Below are 17679 nucleotides of genomic sequence, written 5' to 3' on the forward strand. Positions count from 1 at the left end.
AGCCGCCGGCGCCGCCGGGATTTCCGCGGCGGGGCCCTCGCCCTGGCGGCAGGGCGTGCGGGCTCCTCAGGCGCGCAGGCTCCGCAACCCCGCACGGATCTCGCCGGTCAGGATCTCGGGCTGCTCGAAAGCCGCGAAGTGGCCGCCCTTCTCGGACTCGCCGTAGTGGATCAGGTCGGCGTACGTGTCCTCGATCCAGCTTCGCGGCAGGCGCGGGATGTCGCGGGGGAACACCGTCACGGCGACCGGCAGCGCCAGCTTCGGGCCGGCCGGGCTCGCCGACTTGTTCTCCCAGTAGATGCGGGCGGACGAGGCCGCGCTGTTGGTGAACCAGTAGAGCGAGATGGCGTCGAGCATGTCGTCGGTGCTGAGGGCCTGTTCGGCGAGGCCGGCGTTGTCCGTCTTGGACTGGAACTTCTCGTAGATCCAGGCCGCCTGGCCGGCCGGGGAGTCCGCCAGGGCGATTCCGACGGTCTCGGGCTTCGTGCCCTGGAGGTGGTTGGATCCGCCGAGTTCGCCGGTGTAGAGGGCGAGGGTCTCCATGGCGTAGCGCTCTTCGGGCGAGAGCGTCTCGGGTATCCGGGCGGGGAAGGCGTACGGGGAGTTCAGGTGGATCCCGAGCAGGCCCTCGGGCCGCATCGCGCCGAGGGCGGTGGTGACGACGGCGCCCCAATCGCCGCCCTGGGCGGCCCACTTCTCGTAGCCGAGGCGTTTCATGAGTTCGGCCCACGCGCCCGCGACACGGGAAACGTTCCACCCCGTACCGGCCGGCTTCCCGCTGAACCCGAATCCGGGCAGCGACGGGACGACGACGTCGAACGAGTCCTCGACGTTCCCGCCGAACGCCACCGGGTCGGTCAGCGGGCCGATCAGTTTCAGGAACTCGACGATCGAGCCCGGCCACCCGTGCGTGAGGATGAGCGGCATCGCACCCGGATTCCCGGACCTGACATGGATGAAGTGGATGTCGAGCCCGTCGATCTCCGTCAGGAACTGCGGGAACCGGTTGAGCTCCGCCTCGAACCGGCGCCAGTCGTATTCCCGCCCCCAGTAGTCGATCAGCGCCTTGGCGTTCTCCAGGCGGACGCCCTGCGACCAGTCGGGAACGGTCTCCGGACTCGGCCATCGGGTCCGGGCAAGCCGCTGCTTCAGGTCCTCGATCTCGGAGTCGGGGACCGCGACGGTGAACGGGCGGACGAGGGGCGAGGGCGAAAGTGAGGGCGCGGGCGTCGATGCGGTCATTGCCTTGGTCTCCGGGGTAGTCGCTTCGCGGTGCGGCAAGCCATTGCACACTGGTGTGCAACGTACTCCATTGCACAGCAGTGTGCAATGATGGAGCGGTGCCGACCGAATCCGCCCGGGCCCGCGCCATGAACGAGACCCGGAGCCGCATCCTCGACGTGGCGCTCGACGTCCTGGGGCAGAACCCGGACGCCGGGATGGGCGACGTCGCCGCCGCCGCCGGCGTGGTCCGCCGCACCGTCTACGGCCACTTCCCCACCCGCACCGACCTGGTCCGGACCCTCACGCAACGCGCCGTGGACGAGATGGCGGCCGTGCTCGCCGAGGCCGACGCCCCGCAGCGGGCGGCCGACGCGGTGTGGGTCGACTTCATCGCCCACGTATGGCCGTTGGCGCGCCGCTACCGCGTGCTGCTGGCGCTCCGCCGCGGCGAGTACGGCGACGAGATCCACGCCGTCCTGCAACCGGTCGACAAGACCCTCGCCGACCTCGTCCAACGAGGCCAGGAGCGCGGGGAGTTCGGCCGCCACCTGCCCGCGGGCATTCTCAGCCAGGTCGCCTACGCCGCCGTGTTCTCCATCGCGGACAACGCCCTGTCCGACCCGGCCGTCGACGCCCGCGCCGCAACCGTCACCAGCCTGCTCATCCTCGGCGTCCCCGAGCCGCGGGCCACCGCCCTCGCGGGCGGACGAGGATAGGCGATCCCGGCGAGGCCTGGCGGCGGGGGCCTGGCGGCGGGACCCGGCGGCAGGGCCTGGACGGCTACATGTCGATGTAGACGATCTCCCACTGCTGCGAGTCCCCACCCGTGCACGTCGACAACTGCACGAGGTCGCTGAGGTTCCTGGCCAGACAGGTGCCCGTCACCGAGTTCTTGATCACCGAGACCCCGTCGACGCCCTGCTGCACCCGCCAGAACGCCGCCGCGTCACTGGCCAGGCAGGGCTTCATCGCGAGGAGCCCGTTCCGTGCCGTCAGGCAGAGCCCGGTGGCTTTCTGGTGCAGCGCGGTGTACGCGATGCCGTCGTCCCAGTACCAGGCCTGGTAGTCGCCGAAGTTGCACTTGGTGATGTACGGTCCGGTGTCCGCCCGGTAGTCCAGGCACTTGTCGAGCTTCTCCGGCATGGCCTCGAACCCCGTCCTCGCCGCCGCGGCGTTCGCCGGTGTGACGGTGGTCAGCCCGATCACCATCCCGGCAGCCGCGGCGATCACGGCCATCCTCCGCCACGCCATCCTCCGCCACGCCGGCCTCCGCCACCCCATCCTCCGCACCACCATGAGAGCCCCCGTCCGGCCGCGCCCGGCCGCCGCTAGAAGTGAACGTGCGCATGACAACGCAACGCCCGCCACAGTCTGGCGCACCGCGCGAACCCGCGCCAGAGCCCCGTCAGTCCGCCGAAGCGGAAGGCGTGGGAGACGCGGGAGGCCCGGGCGGCGCCGGGAGTTCCGGCAGGGCCGCCTGGTGGACCCAGGCGTGGAAGAGGCCGTCCAGCGGCCGGGAGGTGTACCGCTGCGCGTGCGCCTCAAGCGCGGCCGTGGTCACCACGCCGTGCCGGTTTATGGCCGTCCAGCCCTTGAGCATCCGGAAGAACGCGCCCTCGCCCAGGGCGCGGCGCAGCGCGTGCACCGCCAAGGCGCCGCGCTGGTAGAGGCGGTCGTCGAACATCAGCCGTCGGCCGGGGTCGGCCAGCCGCAAGTCCTGCGGGAGCCGGGAGAGTTGGGCGTGGACGTCGGCGGCGTGTGCGGCGGCGGACGGGCCGCCGGAGTGCTCGGACCACAGCCACTCCGCGTACTTGGCGAAGCCCTCGTTCAGCCAGATGTGCCGCCAGTCGCCGATCGACAGGCTGTTGCCGAACCACTGGTGCGCCAGCTCGTGCGCGACCAGCCGCTCCGAACGGCGGTGCCCGCCCAGGTGGTTGGCGCCGAACGTGGCCGCGCCCTGCGCCTCCACCGGCACGTCGAGCTCCTCGTCGGCGACCACCACCGCGTACTCGCCGAACGGATACGGCCCGAAGACGTCCTCGAAGAAGTCCATCATGCGGGTCTGGTGCACGAAGTCGATGGCGAACTCGGTGCGCAGCCGGGCCGGCACCCAGCCGGTCTGCGGCACCGGGCGGCGCGCCGCGAACACCGAGCCGCCGCCCGCCAGCCGGACGGCCTGGTAGCGGCCGATCGAGACGGTCACCAGGTAGCTGGACGTGGGCGCGGCCTGCTCGTAGACCCAGGTGGTGCTGCTGCCCCTGGTCGTCCTGGACAGCAGCCGGCCGCCGACCACCACCGTGTACTCAGACGGGACCGCCACCGACACCTGGTAGGACGCCTTGTCCGCCGGGCGGTCGTTGCACGGGTACCACGACGGCGCCCCGACCGGCTGGCTCGCCACCAGCGCGCCGTCGGTCAGCTCCTCCCAGCCCAGGCCGCCCCACGGGCTGCTGACCGGCTGCGGGTTGCCGGTGTAGTGCACCTCGACGGTGAACGCGGCGCCCGCCTCCACCGTCTTCGCGGGCCGGACCCGCAACCGTCCGGCCCGGTGCGTGTAGTGCGCGGGGCGGCCGTCCACGACGACCCGCTGGAGGCGGAAGTCGGCCAGGTCGAGGGCGAATTCACGCAGCGCCGCCTGCGCGGCGACCGCGCTGATCCGGGCGGTGCCGCGCAGCCGGTTGGACGCGGGCCGGTAGTCGAGGGCCAGTTCGTAGCGGTGCACCCGGTACCGGGTGTCGCCGTGCGCGGGGAAGTACGGGTCCGCCTCCGGCGCGGCTGCTCGCTTCGAGCTCAACTCTCGTGCACTCCCTTGCGTTCGCGGGACGGAACTCCCTTGCACCGGCCGGCCGGACCGCCCCGGCGACACCTGCGCCCCGGAGCCCGCTGCCCCGGAACCCTGCGCCCCGGCGTCCGCAGCCCCGGAGCCCGCTGCCCCGGAACCCTGCGCCCCCGAGCCCGGCACCTCCCGGCCCCGTGCCCCCGAAACCCGCCCCTCATCCCTCGTCAAGCCACACCTCGGCCGGATTGCCCAGCCACCGGCTGTCCGCCGGGATGGACTCCGCCGCCATCACCAGTGACGCCGGCCCCAGCGTGCTGCGCGCGCCGATCTCGCTGCCCGGCAGTACGATGCCGCCAGGCCCGAGCGTGGCACCCGTGCGGAGCACCACCGTATCCATGCGCATGATCCGGTCGTGGAACAGGTGGGTCTGGAGCACGCAGCCGCGGTTCACGCTGACCCCGTCCTCCAACGTCACCAGGTCCGCCTCCGGCAGCCAGTAGCTCTCGCACCACACGCCCCGGCCGATCCGCGCGCCGAGCCCGCGCAGCCACAGGTTCATCACCGGCGTGCCGGGCACCGCCCCGACCAGCCACGGCACGGCCAGCACCTCCACGAACGTGTCGGCGAGCTCGTTGCGCCACACGAAGCCGCTCCACAGCGGGCGCTCCACCACCCGGAACCGCCCCACCAGCAGCCACTTCGCGGCGATCGACACCACCGCGGCGACCCCGCCCGCGCCCAGCAGCACAGGACCGGCCAGCAGCGCGGGCGCCAGAACCCCACCCCGCGCGAGCCATGCCAGCACGCCCAGCACCGCCACGGCCAGCGCGGCGGACGCCAGCACCGGCACCAGCCGGCACACCTCCACCAGTCCGCGCGCCCACACCAGCCGGGCCGGCGGCGCGTACGTCAGGCTCTGGTCCCCGTCGTCCGCCGCCCTCGGCAGCCGCACCGGCGGCATGCCCAGGTAGGAGCGGCCCTCCTTGGCCTTCTTCGGCGTGGACGACAGCACCCCCACCAGACCGCGGTCCGGCACGGCCCGGCCCGGCGCCGTCATGCCCGAGTTGCCGAGGAACGCGCGCTCGCCGATCTCGGCCGCGCCGATCCGCAGCCAGCCGCCGCCCAGCTGGTAGGGGGCGACCAGCACGTCGTCGGCGAGGAAGGCGCCGTCCCCGACGGTGGTGAGGCTGGGCATCGCCAGCACCGTGGAGACCTCCGCGCCGCTGCCGACCTTCATGCCGAGCGCGCGCAGCCACACCGGCGTGATGAGGCCCGCGTACAGCGGGAACAGCTTGTCGCGCGCGGTGTCCATCAGCTGGATCACCGTCCAGGACTGCCAGCCGACCCGGCTGTGCAGCGGGTGCCACCCGGGGCGCAGCCGCAGGCTGAGCAGCCGGACGGCGGCCAGCAGCAGCGCCGCGTAGACCAGCCCGAAGGCTAGCGTGGCCGGCACCAGGGCGATGAACGCGCCGCGCAGCGCGGCGCCCAGGCCGCTGCCCGTCGGCACCAGGCAGCCGGCCACCGACAGGGCGGCGAGCGCGGCGGCCACCGGCAGCAGCGTCAGGCCCAAGGCGCTGGCCCCGTACGCCGCCCCCCAGCGGGCCCGGCGGGCGGGGCGCTGCTTGGGCCAGTGCCGTTCGGCCCGGCCGACCTTGACGGCGGGCGCGCCGGCCCAGCTCTGGCCGGTGGGCACCTGGCCCGTGACCGTCGAGCCCGCCGTGATCTGGGCGCGTTTCCCTATCCGGGCCCCGGGGAGCAGGGTGCTGCGGGTGCCGACCACCGCGCCGGAGCCGACCTTCACCGGGCCGACCTCAAGCCGGTCGCCGTCCAGCCAGTAGCCGCACAGGTCGACCTCGGCCTCGACCGCGCAGCCCCGGCCGAGCTTGAGCATGCCGGTGACGGGCGGCAGCGAGTGCAGGTCCACGTCGGGGCCGATCCGCGCGCCCAGCGCCCGGCCGTAGCGGATCAGCCACGCCCCGGACAGGGCGGTGGCGCCGGTGGCCTCGGCCAGCCGCTCGGCCGCCCACAGCCGCAGGTGGACGCTTCCGCCGCGCGGGTAGCTGCCCGGCGTCAGGTCGCGCAGCAGCAGCCGGGCCCCGGACGCGGCCAGCGCCAGCCGCCCGGGCGGGCTCAGCAGCAGGACGGCGGCGGCCCCGACCAGCCACCACGAGGCCGTCGGCGCCCACGGGTAGTGCCCGGTCCAGGACAGGACGTCGCCGAAGGCCAGCAGGCCGGTCGTCCAGCGCAGCCCGACCAGCGCGTACAGCGGCAGCAGCGCGAGCAGCTGTACGGCCTTGGCGCGGGCCGGCACCGGTGCGATCGTCCGCGGCGGGCGTTCGTCGTGCACCGAGCGGTCCAGGTGCCGGGCCAGCTTGCGCACGGTCGGCGCCTGGTAGAGGTCGACGACGGCCACCGACGGGAAACGGGTCCGCAGCAGCGTGGTGAGCTGGGCGGCGGCCAGGCTGCCGCCGCCGATCGCGAAGAAGTCGTCCCGGGCGTGCAGCACCGGCACCCCGAGCACCTCGGTCCACTGCTCGGCCACCCACGCCTCGGTGCCGCGCAGCTCCTCGGCCGGCTCCTCGCCCGGGGCGGGCCCCGCGGACTCCGGCAGCGGCCAGGGCAGCGCGGCCCGGTCCACCTTGCCGGACGTCCTGGTGGGCAGGTCCTCGACGGTCGCCAGCAGCGGCACCAGCGCGGCGGGCAGCCGCGCCGACAGCTGCTCGACGGCGGCGGCCCGGTCCCAGCCCTCGCCCGGCACCACGTAGCCGACCAGCAGCTGGTTGCCGCGGCGGGTCGTGCGGACGGCCGCGGCGGCGCCGGACACGCCGGGCAGCGCCTGGAGCGCGGCGTCGACCTCGCCCAGTTCGATCCGCCGGCCGCCGAGCTTGACCTGCTCGTCGGCGCGGCCGAGGAAGAGCAGGCCCTCGGGCTCGGCCTGGACGAGGTCGCCGCTGCGGTAGGCGCGCGGCCAGCCCAGCGACTCCAGCGGCGCGTACTTCTCGGCGTCCTTGGCGTCGTCCAGGTACCGGGCCAGGCCGACGCCGCCGATGATCAGCTGGCCGCTGCCGCCCATCGGGACCGGCTCGCCGGCCTCGTCCACGACGGCCAGCTCCCAGCCGTCCAGCGGCAGGCCGATCCGCACCGGGCTGTCACCGGTGAGCAGCGCGGCGCAGGCCACGACGGTGGCCTCGGTCGGGCCGTAGGTGTTCCAGACCTCGCGGCCCTCGGTGACCAGCCGCTCGACCAGCTCCGGCGGGCACGCCTCGCCGCCGAAGATCAGCAGCCGCACCTCGTTCAGGGCCTCGGCCGGCCACAGCGCGGCGAGCGTCGGCACGGTGGACACGACGGTGATCTCCTGCTCGGCCAGCCACGGGCCGAGGTCGCTGCCGCCGCGCACCTGCGAGCGGGGCACCGGCACCAGGCAGGCGCCGCTGCGCCACGCGAGCCACATCTCCTCGCAGGACGCGTCGAACGCCACCGACAGGCTGGCCATCACCCGGTCGCCGGGGCCGATCGGCTCGTCCTGCAGGAACAGCGCGGCCTCGGCGTCCACGAAGGCGGCGGCGTTGCGGTGGGTGACCGCGACGCCCTTGGGGCGGCCGGTGGAGCCCGAGGTGAAGATGATCCAGGCGTCGTCGGCGGGGGTGGGGCGGGACGGGACGCTTGCTGTGCCGCGTTCGCCGGTGACGGTCAGCGCCCGGTCCGCGGTCAGGACGGCGGCGACGGCGGCCTCGCCGAACACCAGCTCGGCGCGCTCGTCGGGGTCCTCGGCGTCCACCGGGACGTAGGCGGCTCCCGCCGCGAGGGTGGCCAGAATGCTCACGTACAGGTCGTTGGTGCCCGAGGGCACCCGGATGCCGACCCGGTCGCCCTTCCCGATCCCGGCCGCGGCCAGCCGCCTGCGCAGCGTGTCGACCTCGGCGGTCAGGGCGCGGTACGTCAACGAGGTGCGGCCGTCGTCCAGCGCGGGCTCGTGCGGGTGGGCCAGCGCGGTGGCTTCGAGCACGTCAAGCAGCGTGCGCGGGGCGGCCGCCGGCCGCCCGGTGAAGCGTGCGTCCGGCAGGTTGGGCCGTTCGACTGCACCGAGCCCGTCCACCAGCAGTTCCGCGCCCCACATCGGGTCGCTCTGCACCGTCAGATCCATGCGCTCCTCAGTCCCTGGCGCCCCGCGGCGGGGCTCGGCCTCCGGCCCCGAAACGGTGGTGTTGAGCCCGGGGGGCGCCACCAGTCGGTACCAAAGCACGACAAGCCGACCAATATTAAGGTCGCCGCGTCGATTCCGCCTCCCGGCGGCTGCGGCCCACCGGCGCTCCGGCGCGCGGGCGAGGAGGGGGCGGAGGCCCCGCCCACCTGCACAGATCCGCCCCGGGCGCCGACCCTGCCGACCTCCCGCCGGCGGGCGGGAACGTGCCGCAACACACATGGATGCCCGCCGGGGCCAGCCCGTTTGAACGCGGGCTGGTGAGCCCCGGCTAGGTTGCGCCTCGTCAGGGGCGCGAGGAACGGCGCGAGCAACCCACCACCAGCCGGTGGTCGGGGAACAGCAGGGGTTGCCCCTTGGGGCCGGTGGTGAGGTGCAGGCCGTCGACGGCTGGTCGCGCAGTTCCCCGCGCCCCTGCGGGGGCGCCCGTCAGGGGCGCGGGGAACTGCGCCACCAGCCCCCACCGGGTCGGAGGTTGGGAGACGGCGGGGGTGGTCCCATCTGCCCCGGGGGCCTCAAGAGGCGCGGGTACAGTGGCGCGCGGACGTCGTTGCGGACGGGGGAAGGGAATGCCGGTGGCGAGGCTGCGGGTTGACCCCGGGGTCAAGGGACGGCTCGGGGCGGAGGGACTCGCCTCGTTGAAGCGGGAGTTGCGGGCCGTCGACTGCCAGACGTGCGGCCGCGCGTTCGGGCGGTGGGAGCCCGCCGCGCTGACCGTCGAGGCGGTCGGCGACGACGCCGTCGCCTCCCTGCATCACCCCAAGTGCGCCCCGCCCGGCTGGCACGACCTCGAGACCACCGACCGCCTACGGCAACTCCCGCACCAGACCTGGCGCGCCGCCCTCCTGACGCTCGCCGCGCACGGCCACGACGACCTCATGTTCCTCGTCAACCCGGCCTACGAGGTGGCCCGGTTGACCCGCGACGCCGGCCGCTGGCAGGTCTCCACCATGGAGCTGTTCGCGCACTGCGGCCTGGGCCTGGAACTGCTCGACGGTGTGATCCCGCTCCCCGCCCTGTCGGCCGTCGTCGACACCGACCGGCTGACCGTCGACGTCAGCCTGCTCGGCACCGTCGTCGAACGCTGGGACGTCGCCGGCCCGTCCTTCCCCCCGCAGGCCGCCGCGATCCTCGCCACCAAGGACTGGTTGACGATCCTGGTCACGACGGCACTCGACGCCGGCGAGACCGTCCGGCACAACCCCGTCCCGTCGCTGCTGAAGTCGAAGCAGGTCCGGCTCGGCGCCGCCGCCGTCCACTACACGGAGGCGGCCCAGCGCCTACGCCCCACCGACTTCGCCGAAGGCGACCGGTGGACGGAACTGCTCGCCCTCATCCACGCCTCGGTCGAGCTGGCGACGGGAGCCGAGCCCGCCACGGGCGTGCTGGAAGCGGCGATGGCGTGCTGCCACGGCGACAGCGGCCCGATCACCCAACTCCCGCCGCAGGACAGGACGGTGGCGTCGGCGTTCGTCGCGCAGTCCTACGAGTCGCAGAACGTCGGGGGCGTGCACGTCATGGTGCCTGACGCGGCCGCTGCCGCCGCGTACCTCCAACTCTTCTCGGGGCTCAGCGAGATGACGGGTTCGTCGGCCGCACTGCTGACCCGCGAGCCCGCGGGGGAGGACATCCTCGCGGAGTTCGAGGCGGACGTCGTGATCGGCACGCCCGAGCAGTTCGTGGCGACGTACGAGCAGCACCGGCAGAACGCGGGCGACTGGGGCCCGGACGAGACGCGGGCGCGGCTTGCGTTGACGGTCAGCGCGGATGTGCGCAGGCGCGCGGGGGAGTTGCTGGCGCGCTACCCGCGGACCGCGATCGTCTGAGCACACCCGGCGGCGCGAGGGCGCTCACCGTAACCCGGCGGCCGGGGGCGGCCGTTCACCACCACGCGGCGCGAGGGCGGGGCCGCGCGCCCCACAAGTGACCCTGAAACTCACCCGATGCACCCGCACCACGGCCCGCCGTAACTGAAATTCAGGTCTACGCGGGGAGAATTCTTGGCATGAACACTTCCTGTAACTACCTACTGGCTGGTACCAAGTGAAGGCAACCTTCCCCCACTTGGAGGTTCCGTGAGACTGACCAGGCCCTTCACCGTTCTCACCGCGGCCGTGTCCGCCGTGGTGACCGCTTTCGTACTGACCGGCCCCGCACAGGCCGCCGGACCGGCGTACGTGGCCCTCGGGGACTCGTACTCGGCCGGGAACGGCGCCGGCAACTACATCAGCTCCAGCGGCGACTGCCACCGCAGCAACAGCGCGTACCCCGCGCTGTGGGCGAGCGCCCACAGCCCGTCCTCGTTCACCTTCGCCGCCTGCTCGGGCGCGGTGACCAGCGATGTGACCGGCAGCCAGCTCGGCGGCTTGAACTCCTCAACCGGCTTGGTCACCCTCACGATCGGCGGCAATGACGCGGGCTTCTCCGACGTCATCACCACCTGCGTGACCGGCTCCGACAGCACGTGCGTCAACCGGGTCAACACCGCGGAGAACTTCGTGCGGAGCACTCTGACCGGGCGGCTCGACACCGTCTACAACGCGATCCACGCGAAGGCGCCCAACGCGCATGTGGTCGTGCTGGGTTACCCGGACCTCTACACGCTCAACGTGTTCTGCATCGGGCTGAGCGCGACGAAGCACCAGAAGATCGACGAGGCGGCGGACGTCCTCGACACGACGATCGCGTCGGCGGCGGCCGCTCACGGTTTCACGTTCGGCGACGTGCGGTCGACGTTCAAGGGCCACGAGTTGTGCTCGGGAGACGACTACCTGCACTCCCTGGTGATCTCCCCGAGCTTCGAGTCCTACCACCCGACGGCCACGGGTCACTCAGCCGGCTACCTCCCGGTCCTGAACGCCGACGACTAGCCCCGGGTTCCGCCCCGTCAGGGGCGCGGGGAACGGCGCGGGCAACCCCCCACCGGCCGGTGGCCGCGAAACAACAGGGGGTTGCCCCTTCAGACCGGTGGTGACGTGCAGGTGGTCGAGGGCTGGTCGCGCAGTTCCCCGCGCCCCTTTGGGGCTCCCGTCGCGGCGCCGGGTCACGTCAGGAGGATCGGGTTGGTCAGGGCGGCCGGGGGGCCGTCCGGGGCGCGGACCTCGGCGCGGATGAAGGTGGACTCCCCAGGGGTCGTGACCCATCGCGCGACACCCTCGCCGGAGGCGGCGAGCGTCACGCCGTGCACCTCGCCCCGGTTCGTGTGGAACGTGACCACCGCCCCGGGCACGCCGTGCACCTCCACCCGCGCCTCCACCGGGGCGCCACGGGCCGAAAGCCGTTCGCCCACGCCGGCGACGCGGCCCCCGCACGACGCCGTGAACGTCACGTCCACCTCCGCCGACCCGGCAACCCAGCTGCGCCCGGCGCGAATCCCGGCCAGGACGGCCGCCCCGGTCAGCTCCTCCGCGAAGACCACGGTCTGAGGCACCCCGATCTGCCCCGCCAAGTGCGCATCGCTGTTGCCGATCGCCGGCTGCCAGGCCCCCGCCCGCACCCCGGCGGCGAGCCCCCGCCCCCACTCGGCCAGCGCAGCGCCGTTATCCGCGTTCCACGGCAGGTCTGACGCCCAGAGCCCGTTCCACACCTCCACCACGTCGAAGTCCTCCACCGGGTACGTGAACCGGCCCGACGGGTAAGGCGCGTACGGGTGCGCCGCCACGCACACACCGCCCGCCGCGCGCACCTCGGCGACGCCTTGCTCCACCGGCGCGTCCGGGTCCACCACCTGCCCGGGCCGGATGCCGAGCGCGAGCCAGTGGCCGGCCCGGGTGACGACCTCCTCGCCGAGCACGACCAGCAGCCCGTCGCCCGCAGCCCGCGCCCAATCCCCGTCCGCCGCCGCACAGTTGTGCTCCGTGGTCGCGATGAAGTCGAGCCCCGCCCCCCGCGCCGCCCGCACCAGCTCCCCCGGAGTGAGCTCGCCCCCCACCGACCGCGTGGAGTGGACGTGGCAGTCCCCCCGATACCACCCCGCCCCGCGCCTCACGCTCCAGTCCTCGGCGATCTCCCGGTCCCCATCCCTGCTCCTCCGTCCTCGGCGCCCCGAGCCCCGAGGGAACGTAACGCCTCCCGCCCCCGGCCCGCGAGCCGGTTTTCGGGCCCCGAAGCCGCACCCCGGAAGCCGCGCGCGCCGCTCATGTGCGGCTGACGTGCAGCTCAGGCAGCCCGGGGTGCAGCAAGCGCTGGCCCGTGGGATCCACGGCCAGGGTGAACGTCTCCGGGGGCGGGCGGCCGGCGCTGTCGTAGGCGTCCAGGACTGTTTCGACCTTCTCCCAGAGTCGGGCGGAACCGCCTTCGCGCACCCTCCAGGTGCCCTCCTCGCGGGTGAGGGCGGCGACCGATCCGGAGATGACGTCGACCAGGTACAGGATGTCGCCCTGGTCGCTCAACTGGGCGTCGGGGACGGCGCACTGGGCGAGGAAGCGGACGAAGAACGCTTCCTCGGTCGGGTCGGTGATGCGGCCGGGGGAGTGGCGGACGGGTCGGCTGCGCGCGCTGAGCAGGGCGGCCCAGTGCAGCGGGTTGCCGAAGGGGGGCGGCTGCTGGGAGCGGGCGGCCATGAAGGAGATCGTGCCGGGGAGCAGCGGGCCCGAGGCCGTGCCGTCGCTGTCGACGGTGGCCAGGACCCGGGCGTGGCCGTGGAGCCAGCCCCCGAGTGTGGTGAGGATCTTCCCGCCTGGCCGGGTCTGGGCCAGCCACGGGGCGGGCAGTCCGCGGACCGAGCAGGCAGCGACGATGCGGTCGAACGGTGCGCCGGGCCGGTATCCGAAGAGGCCGTCGGCGAGCGCGAGTCCGGGGTGGTGGCCCAGACCGAACAGCGCAGCAGCGGCCTGGTCCAGGCGGTGCGGGTCCACCTCGATCGAGGTGACGTGGTCAGCGCCCAGAAGCTCGCAGGCCAGGGCGGTCGAGTAGCCGGTTCCGGTACCGACCTCCAGGACGTCCTGCCCTTCGGCGATGTCGGCGTCCTGCCACATCTGCACGACCAGTGAGGGCAGCGTGGCGGACGAACTGGGGGCGCCGCCTTCGCGGACGGCGGCCTGGTCCCAGTCGGGTTCCTCGCCGTCGAACTGCGTGATCAGCGTCTCGTCCGCGTAGCAGGCGGCCAGCCAGCGGTCGTGGTCGGTGGCTGCTGTGACCGGCTGCCACGCGCTCATGCCACGGGCGGTGAGCTGGTTGCCGGGCAGGAAGAAGCCGGGGACGAAGCGGTGCCGGGGTACCCGCTCGACGGCGCGCCGCCACGCCGGGTCGGTCAGCAGGCCCTGGCGGGCGAGGAGGTCGGCAAGGCGGGCCCGCAGCCGGGCGGCTTCTACCTCGGTGGCGGCCGGTTCCTCGGCGGCGCCCGGCGGGGCGTTCATCAGGTCCATCCCTCGGTCAGGGCGTCCGCGAACGCCTCGGTGATCTGTTCTGCGTCGGGCAGCCAGCCCCACTGGCCGTTGGCATTGCACTCGATCCACGTCCAATGCTCCTCCCGCCGGCCCGTGCCTGTCATCGCGACATCGAAGCAGCCGAAGACCAGCGAGAAGTGGTCCAGGTAGGCGCGCATTCGCCGGCGCACCGGGTCGGGGACCGCGATCGGTTCGTGTTCCAGGGCGGCCCAGTCGCCCCGGCGCCAGTCCAGTGCTCCGTCGGGGCTGGTGATGCGGTGGGCGAAGACCTGTTCGCCCACCATGGTCACCCGGGCGTCGCCGGTTTTGTGCCGGACCTCGGCCTGGAACATGTGGCTGGTGACCTCGATCGACTCGTCGAAGGTGCCGGGGTCGACGCGCTGCGCCCAGATGGCTCCGGTGTGGCCGTCCGGGCCGGGTGGCAACCCGCGGAACGGCTTGTAGATGACCGGGCCGTGCTCGGCGGCGAACGCGCGGGCCGCTTCGACGTCGTTGGTCACCATGGTGGCGGGCACGGTGAACCCCAGGTCGACGGCGGCCTGTAGGCCCACGGTCTTGAATTCGGCCTGGTTGACGGCGCCGGGGTGGTTGACGTAGCGGGCGCGCGGCAGGTTGGCCAGTAGCGCGCCCAGGCCGTGCCGGGCCTCGTTGGCGGCGAAGGCAGCGGCCTGCGCGGGCAGGTGGTGGAAGCGCCAGGGCGAGGGACGGCGGTGGTACACCGCCGCGACCCGCCCCAGGTCGAGTTCTCGGCTGGCCGTGCGGAGCCGTCCGCCCCAGACCCGCTGGCGGCCGCCGACGGTGGCGGTCAGGTGCAGGGCGGGTCCGAGGTCGGCGGGGTCGATGCGCACCACCGGTACCCGGCGCCGGTTGAGGGCGTCGATGACCCAGTCGGCGGTGTTGTCTTCGATGCTGGTGACGACGAGAACAGACGGCTTCACTGTTCAGTCCGATGTGTAGTCGACGGTGTTGTCGTCGTTGGTCTGCGGCTTCGGGTTCTTGCCGTCGCTGCCGCCCGAGAGGGACGTGGTGCCCGACGTCCTGCTGGTCCCGTGGCCGGCGGTCGTCACCACCGGTCCGCCGTCGGCGGCGGAGTAGCGGGCGGTCTGGGTCTGCGGGTCGAGTACGACCTTCTCCCAGGCCGGCGGCGCGGCCGGGAACCGGTCGGTGACCAGTCCCAGCGCCCACGGTAGGCGGGCCTTGAGGTACTGCTGCTTCGGCATCGCGTGTCCTTCCTCGTCGGATCGAGGGATCGTGCGCTCGGCCGTCTGTCCGGCCGGACTGTGACAATCAGTCAACGCCCGAGCGCACAGCGTGCGGGAGATGCCACAATGTCTGCCAGTTGTAGGCCAGTTGTGAACCTCGCCGACGATCGGCCGGACATGACCATCGGGGCGCACATCCGCGCGGCACGGCAGGCAAGGCGACCTCCGTGCAGTCAGGCGCGGCTCGCCGCCGAGTTGTCCGAGGCCCGCTGGGGTGAATCCGGGTTCCTCGACCGGCAGCAGGTCTACCGGTGGGAGACCGGACGGCGCGTCCCTGTCGACTGGTTGCCGTTCATCGAGCGAGTCCTCGACCTTGATCTGTCGGGCCCCGTCAGCGGCCCGTTCACCGATACCGTGGCGTCAGTAATGCGTTTGGGAGGCAGCGACGTGGACCGACGGGAGTTTCTGGCGGCTTCCGCCGCCGTCGGCCTTGCTGCGCTGGACCTGCCGGACGCCGAGGCGGTGACCCGCAGGGCGGCTCGTCCCGGCCGGGTGGGTGTCGGCGCGGGCGAGGTCGCGGCGGTCCGCACCATGACCACCACCCTCGGCAACGCCGCGTCCGAACTCGGCGGAGGCCACGCCCGCCACCTGGCCGTGTCGTATCTGACGGTCGACGTCAACCGCTGGCTCGACGGCCGCTACACCGAGACCATCGGGCGTGAGCTGTTCGCGGCCGCCGCTGAACTGGTGCACCTCATCGGCTGGATGGCGCGCGACGAGGGCAACCAGGGGCTGAGCCAGAAGTACCACGTACACAGCTACAAGCTCGCCGCCGAGGCCGGCGAGAACGAGCTTGCCGCTACCGCCTTGCGCGGCCTCGCGGACCAGGCGATCGACCTCGGCCACATCCCCACCGCTGTCCGGCTCGCGGAAGCGAGCGAGCAGCGCGGGCGCAAGTTGGCCAACCCCAAGGCTCTGGCCTACTACCGCAACACGTTTGCCCGCGCCGCCGCGGCGGACGGCGACCGTGCCACTGCGGCGAGGCTCCTCACCTCCGCTCAGGCAGCGATCGAGAACGCCCCGGCCCGGCCGGGGCAGTCCTGGGCCAGCCACTACAGCCACGGCCGGTGGGCCCACGAAGCGGGCATGATCCACGCGACGATGGGCGATCTCGCCACCGCGGAGGAACATCTCCACCTCGCCCTGGACATCCACGGCCTCGACCGCAGGAGGACCAGGGCGATCGTGTTGGCCGACCTGGGACAGGTCCAGCTCAGACGAGGCGCCACCGCACAAGCCCTCGCCACCTGGAACGACTTCCTCACCTGCGCCGACGGAGTGCAGTCCGTCAAGATCAGCGACGGGCTGACCAATATCGCGGCCCGCCTCCCCGCCATCCCGGACAGCCCCGCCGCCCGCGACCTCACCGAGCGAATCACTTCCAGAGCGGTCACCTGAGGAACGGGGAACCGCCCGCCGGCCGTTCACGTCACTTGGTGACGCTGAGCCCGGCCACGTGACCGATGTCCTCGGTCGTACGCGATCACTCAGATCGGGCGGCACCCGTCGTAGCGTCTACATAGCTCATCGCCATGATGGGCTTTCCGTCGGGTCCGGAGTAGCTCACGAGGTATTCGCAACGCCATTGGTTCTCCCGCTGGACAGCTTTCAACTCCACGTGCGACACCGTGAGATCCTGCGCAGAAGAAAGAAGTGCGGCAACAGAAGCTTTTGCTCGCTGGACGGCGGAGGACCTGGAGATCCTGATCGGAGGTAGGCTTCCTGGGTCCGCTATGTCCGCAGTCACCATCTGCGAGATTCTTCCCGCTCGGTTGATCTCAACATCGAGCTGCATCGGCATCACGACGCCGTTTCCACCGATCCGTCGCCAGCTCACCATCCAACCAAGTTCGGCTTCTTTTCCCACCGGGGCAACTGAGCTTCTGGCGCTGCGGATCGAGTCGGGATGGTATTGCTGGGCGTATGTGGTGGCGATGGCGAGCGCGTCGGCGGCAGTAGTGGGGTTGCCACGGGTGCCGGGTATGGGGAAACTTTCGTCGGTCACTTTGCTGGAGTTCTCAAAGCTCACGGTAAGGACCCGGGTTTTCGGCCAGGAGAGCTGAGCGCTTCCTTTGCCGTCGTCGAGCACCATCAGAAGGTTGCCCGCTCCCCCCTCCCCTCCGACAGGCGGCTGATACTGAACCTTGCTCACCGAGTACCGGTCCCCGAACGACCTGCGCATCTCTTGCTGTGCGGCCTGCACCTCGTGTCTGCTGGCGAACTGGAGACCTGTTCCATCCATAGGTATGAATGTGATCCCTACAGCCCCGATTATCGCCGCTATGACGCCTGCTGAGACGCCGCTGTACACGGTCGGCCGCCAGTATCGATCGAGGGGGACCTTCGCACCAAGGGCGTTCATGTACGCAAAGGCAGTCAATGCACCGAGCAGGGCGCCTACGACGTTTGCGGTGAAGTCGCTGCTGTCACAGTTGCGGCCGACTCCCGGTACCAGTGCCTGAGAGAATTCGGTGATCAGCGACAGCGCTGCGCTGCCGACAACAGCGGGAAGCAGAGCCCGGGTCGCCAGTGCTCCCGCGAGTCCGATCGGCAGGAAGAGTAGGACGTTCAGCCAGCCTTGCGAGGTCCGGAACGGCTCCGCAAAGTCGTGGTTCACCACGCAATTGTGGCTCTCGTAGCCCCCGTTCGACATGACCAGGGTGACTGAGAGTTCTACTACCACGAGAGCCGAAAGGCATGAATACTCAAACGGTCGGCGGCCGTTTCGTCGCACGACGGAAAATATCGCACACGCGACAAGAAGTGCGACCACGACGGTGACAAGAAGAGGCCAGGACTGCCCCTGTAAGGCGGTAGAGAGCACGG

13 protein-coding genes are annotated in these 17679 nt (G+C 72.2%); 4 read left to right on the forward strand and 9 right to left on the reverse strand.

Translation table 11 applies throughout. The features are described from left to right. Positions 1-66: 66 nt before the first annotated feature. Positions 67-1242 carry an epoxide hydrolase family protein gene (locus tag ACQPW6_RS26800; RefSeq protein ID WP_433892236.1) on the reverse strand — a complete coding sequence of 392 codons (1176 nt, stop codon included), beginning with the start codon at positions 1240-1242 and terminating at the stop codon, positions 67-69. A gap of 98 nt (positions 1243-1340) precedes the next feature. Between ACQPW6_RS26800 and ACQPW6_RS26805 the strand changes: the two genes are divergently transcribed. Continuing rightward, on the forward strand, positions 1341-1940 hold the full coding sequence (locus tag ACQPW6_RS26805; RefSeq protein WP_433892237.1) for a TetR/AcrR family transcriptional regulator: 600 nt from the start codon (positions 1341-1343) through the stop codon (positions 1938-1940). Between the two features lie 64 nt (positions 1941-2004). On the opposite strand, the gene ACQPW6_RS26810 is transcribed toward ACQPW6_RS26805, so the two are convergent. The 3 genes from ACQPW6_RS26810 to ACQPW6_RS26820 form a co-directional block, all read right to left on the reverse strand. Beyond that, positions 2005-2454, reverse strand: coding sequence for an RICIN domain-containing protein (locus ACQPW6_RS26810; RefSeq protein ID WP_433892238.1), 450 nt, complete (start codon positions 2452-2454; stop codon positions 2005-2007). Between the two features lie 175 nt (positions 2455-2629). Next, entirely contained in the window at positions 2630-4018 is a 1389-nt protein-coding gene (locus tag ACQPW6_RS26815) for a M1 family metallopeptidase (RefSeq protein WP_433892239.1), read from the reverse strand. Between the two features lie 199 nt (positions 4019-4217). After that, positions 4218-8147 carry a Pls/PosA family non-ribosomal peptide synthetase gene (locus ACQPW6_RS26820; RefSeq protein WP_433892240.1) on the reverse strand — a complete coding sequence of 1310 codons (3930 nt, stop codon included), beginning with the start codon at positions 8145-8147 and terminating at the stop codon, positions 4218-4220. Positions 8148-8779: 632 nt separating this feature from the next. On the opposite strand from ACQPW6_RS26820, the gene ACQPW6_RS26825 reads away from it, so the two are divergent. After that, a complete protein-coding gene (locus ACQPW6_RS26825) occupies positions 8780-10030 on the forward strand; it encodes a hypothetical protein (RefSeq protein ID WP_433892241.1) in 1251 nt (416 codons plus the stop codon). A 249-nt stretch (positions 10031-10279) separates the two neighbouring features. Beyond that, positions 10280-11074 carry an SGNH/GDSL hydrolase family protein gene (locus tag ACQPW6_RS26830; protein WP_433892242.1) on the forward strand — a complete coding sequence of 265 codons (795 nt, stop codon included), beginning with the start codon at positions 10280-10282 and terminating at the stop codon, positions 11072-11074. A gap of 173 nt (positions 11075-11247) precedes the next feature. Here ACQPW6_RS26830 and ACQPW6_RS26835 read toward each other — a convergent pair whose 3' ends face one another. From ACQPW6_RS26835 to ACQPW6_RS26850, 4 genes are all read right to left on the reverse strand, one after another. Further along, positions 11248-12192, reverse strand: a complete 945-nt coding sequence (locus ACQPW6_RS26835; RefSeq protein WP_433892243.1) for a CehA/McbA family metallohydrolase — start codon at positions 12190-12192, stop codon at positions 11248-11250. A gap of 148 nt (positions 12193-12340) precedes the next feature. After that, positions 12341-13561 (reverse strand): ATP-grasp peptide maturase system methyltransferase, encoded by a 1221-nt coding sequence (gene tgmC / locus ACQPW6_RS26840; RefSeq protein ID WP_433892244.1) that lies wholly within the window; start codon positions 13559-13561, stop codon positions 12341-12343. Then, positions 13561-14529 (reverse strand): ATP-grasp ribosomal peptide maturase, encoded by a 969-nt coding sequence (gene tgmB / locus ACQPW6_RS26845; protein WP_433892245.1) that lies wholly within the window; start codon positions 14527-14529, stop codon positions 13561-13563. Before tgmB ends, tgmC begins: the two co-directional genes overlap by 1 nt. A 3-nt stretch (positions 14530-14532) precedes the next feature. Beyond that, positions 14533-14811 carry a putative ATP-grasp-modified RiPP gene (locus ACQPW6_RS26850; RefSeq protein WP_433892246.1) on the reverse strand — a complete coding sequence of 93 codons (279 nt, stop codon included), beginning with the start codon at positions 14809-14811 and terminating at the stop codon, positions 14533-14535. A gap of 429 nt (positions 14812-15240) precedes the next feature. Here ACQPW6_RS26850 and ACQPW6_RS26855 point away from each other — a divergent pair, with 429 nt between their 5' ends. Next, positions 15241-16251 (forward strand): tetratricopeptide repeat protein, encoded by a 1011-nt coding sequence (locus ACQPW6_RS26855; RefSeq protein WP_433894675.1) that lies wholly within the window; start codon positions 15241-15243, stop codon positions 16249-16251. 85 nt (positions 16252-16336) lie between these two features. On the opposite strand, the gene ACQPW6_RS26860 is transcribed toward ACQPW6_RS26855, so the two are convergent. Continuing rightward, complete coding sequence (locus ACQPW6_RS26860) at positions 16337-17677, reverse strand: VanZ family protein (protein ID WP_433892247.1); 1341 nt, start codon at positions 17675-17677, stop codon at positions 16337-16339. Positions 17678-17679 lie beyond the last annotated feature (2 nt).

Origin of the sequence: Streptomyces sp. CA-111067 (genome assembly GCF_050956065.1) — a bacterium.
Taxonomy (GTDB): Bacteria; Actinomycetota; Actinomycetes; order Streptomycetales; family Streptomycetaceae; genus Actinacidiphila.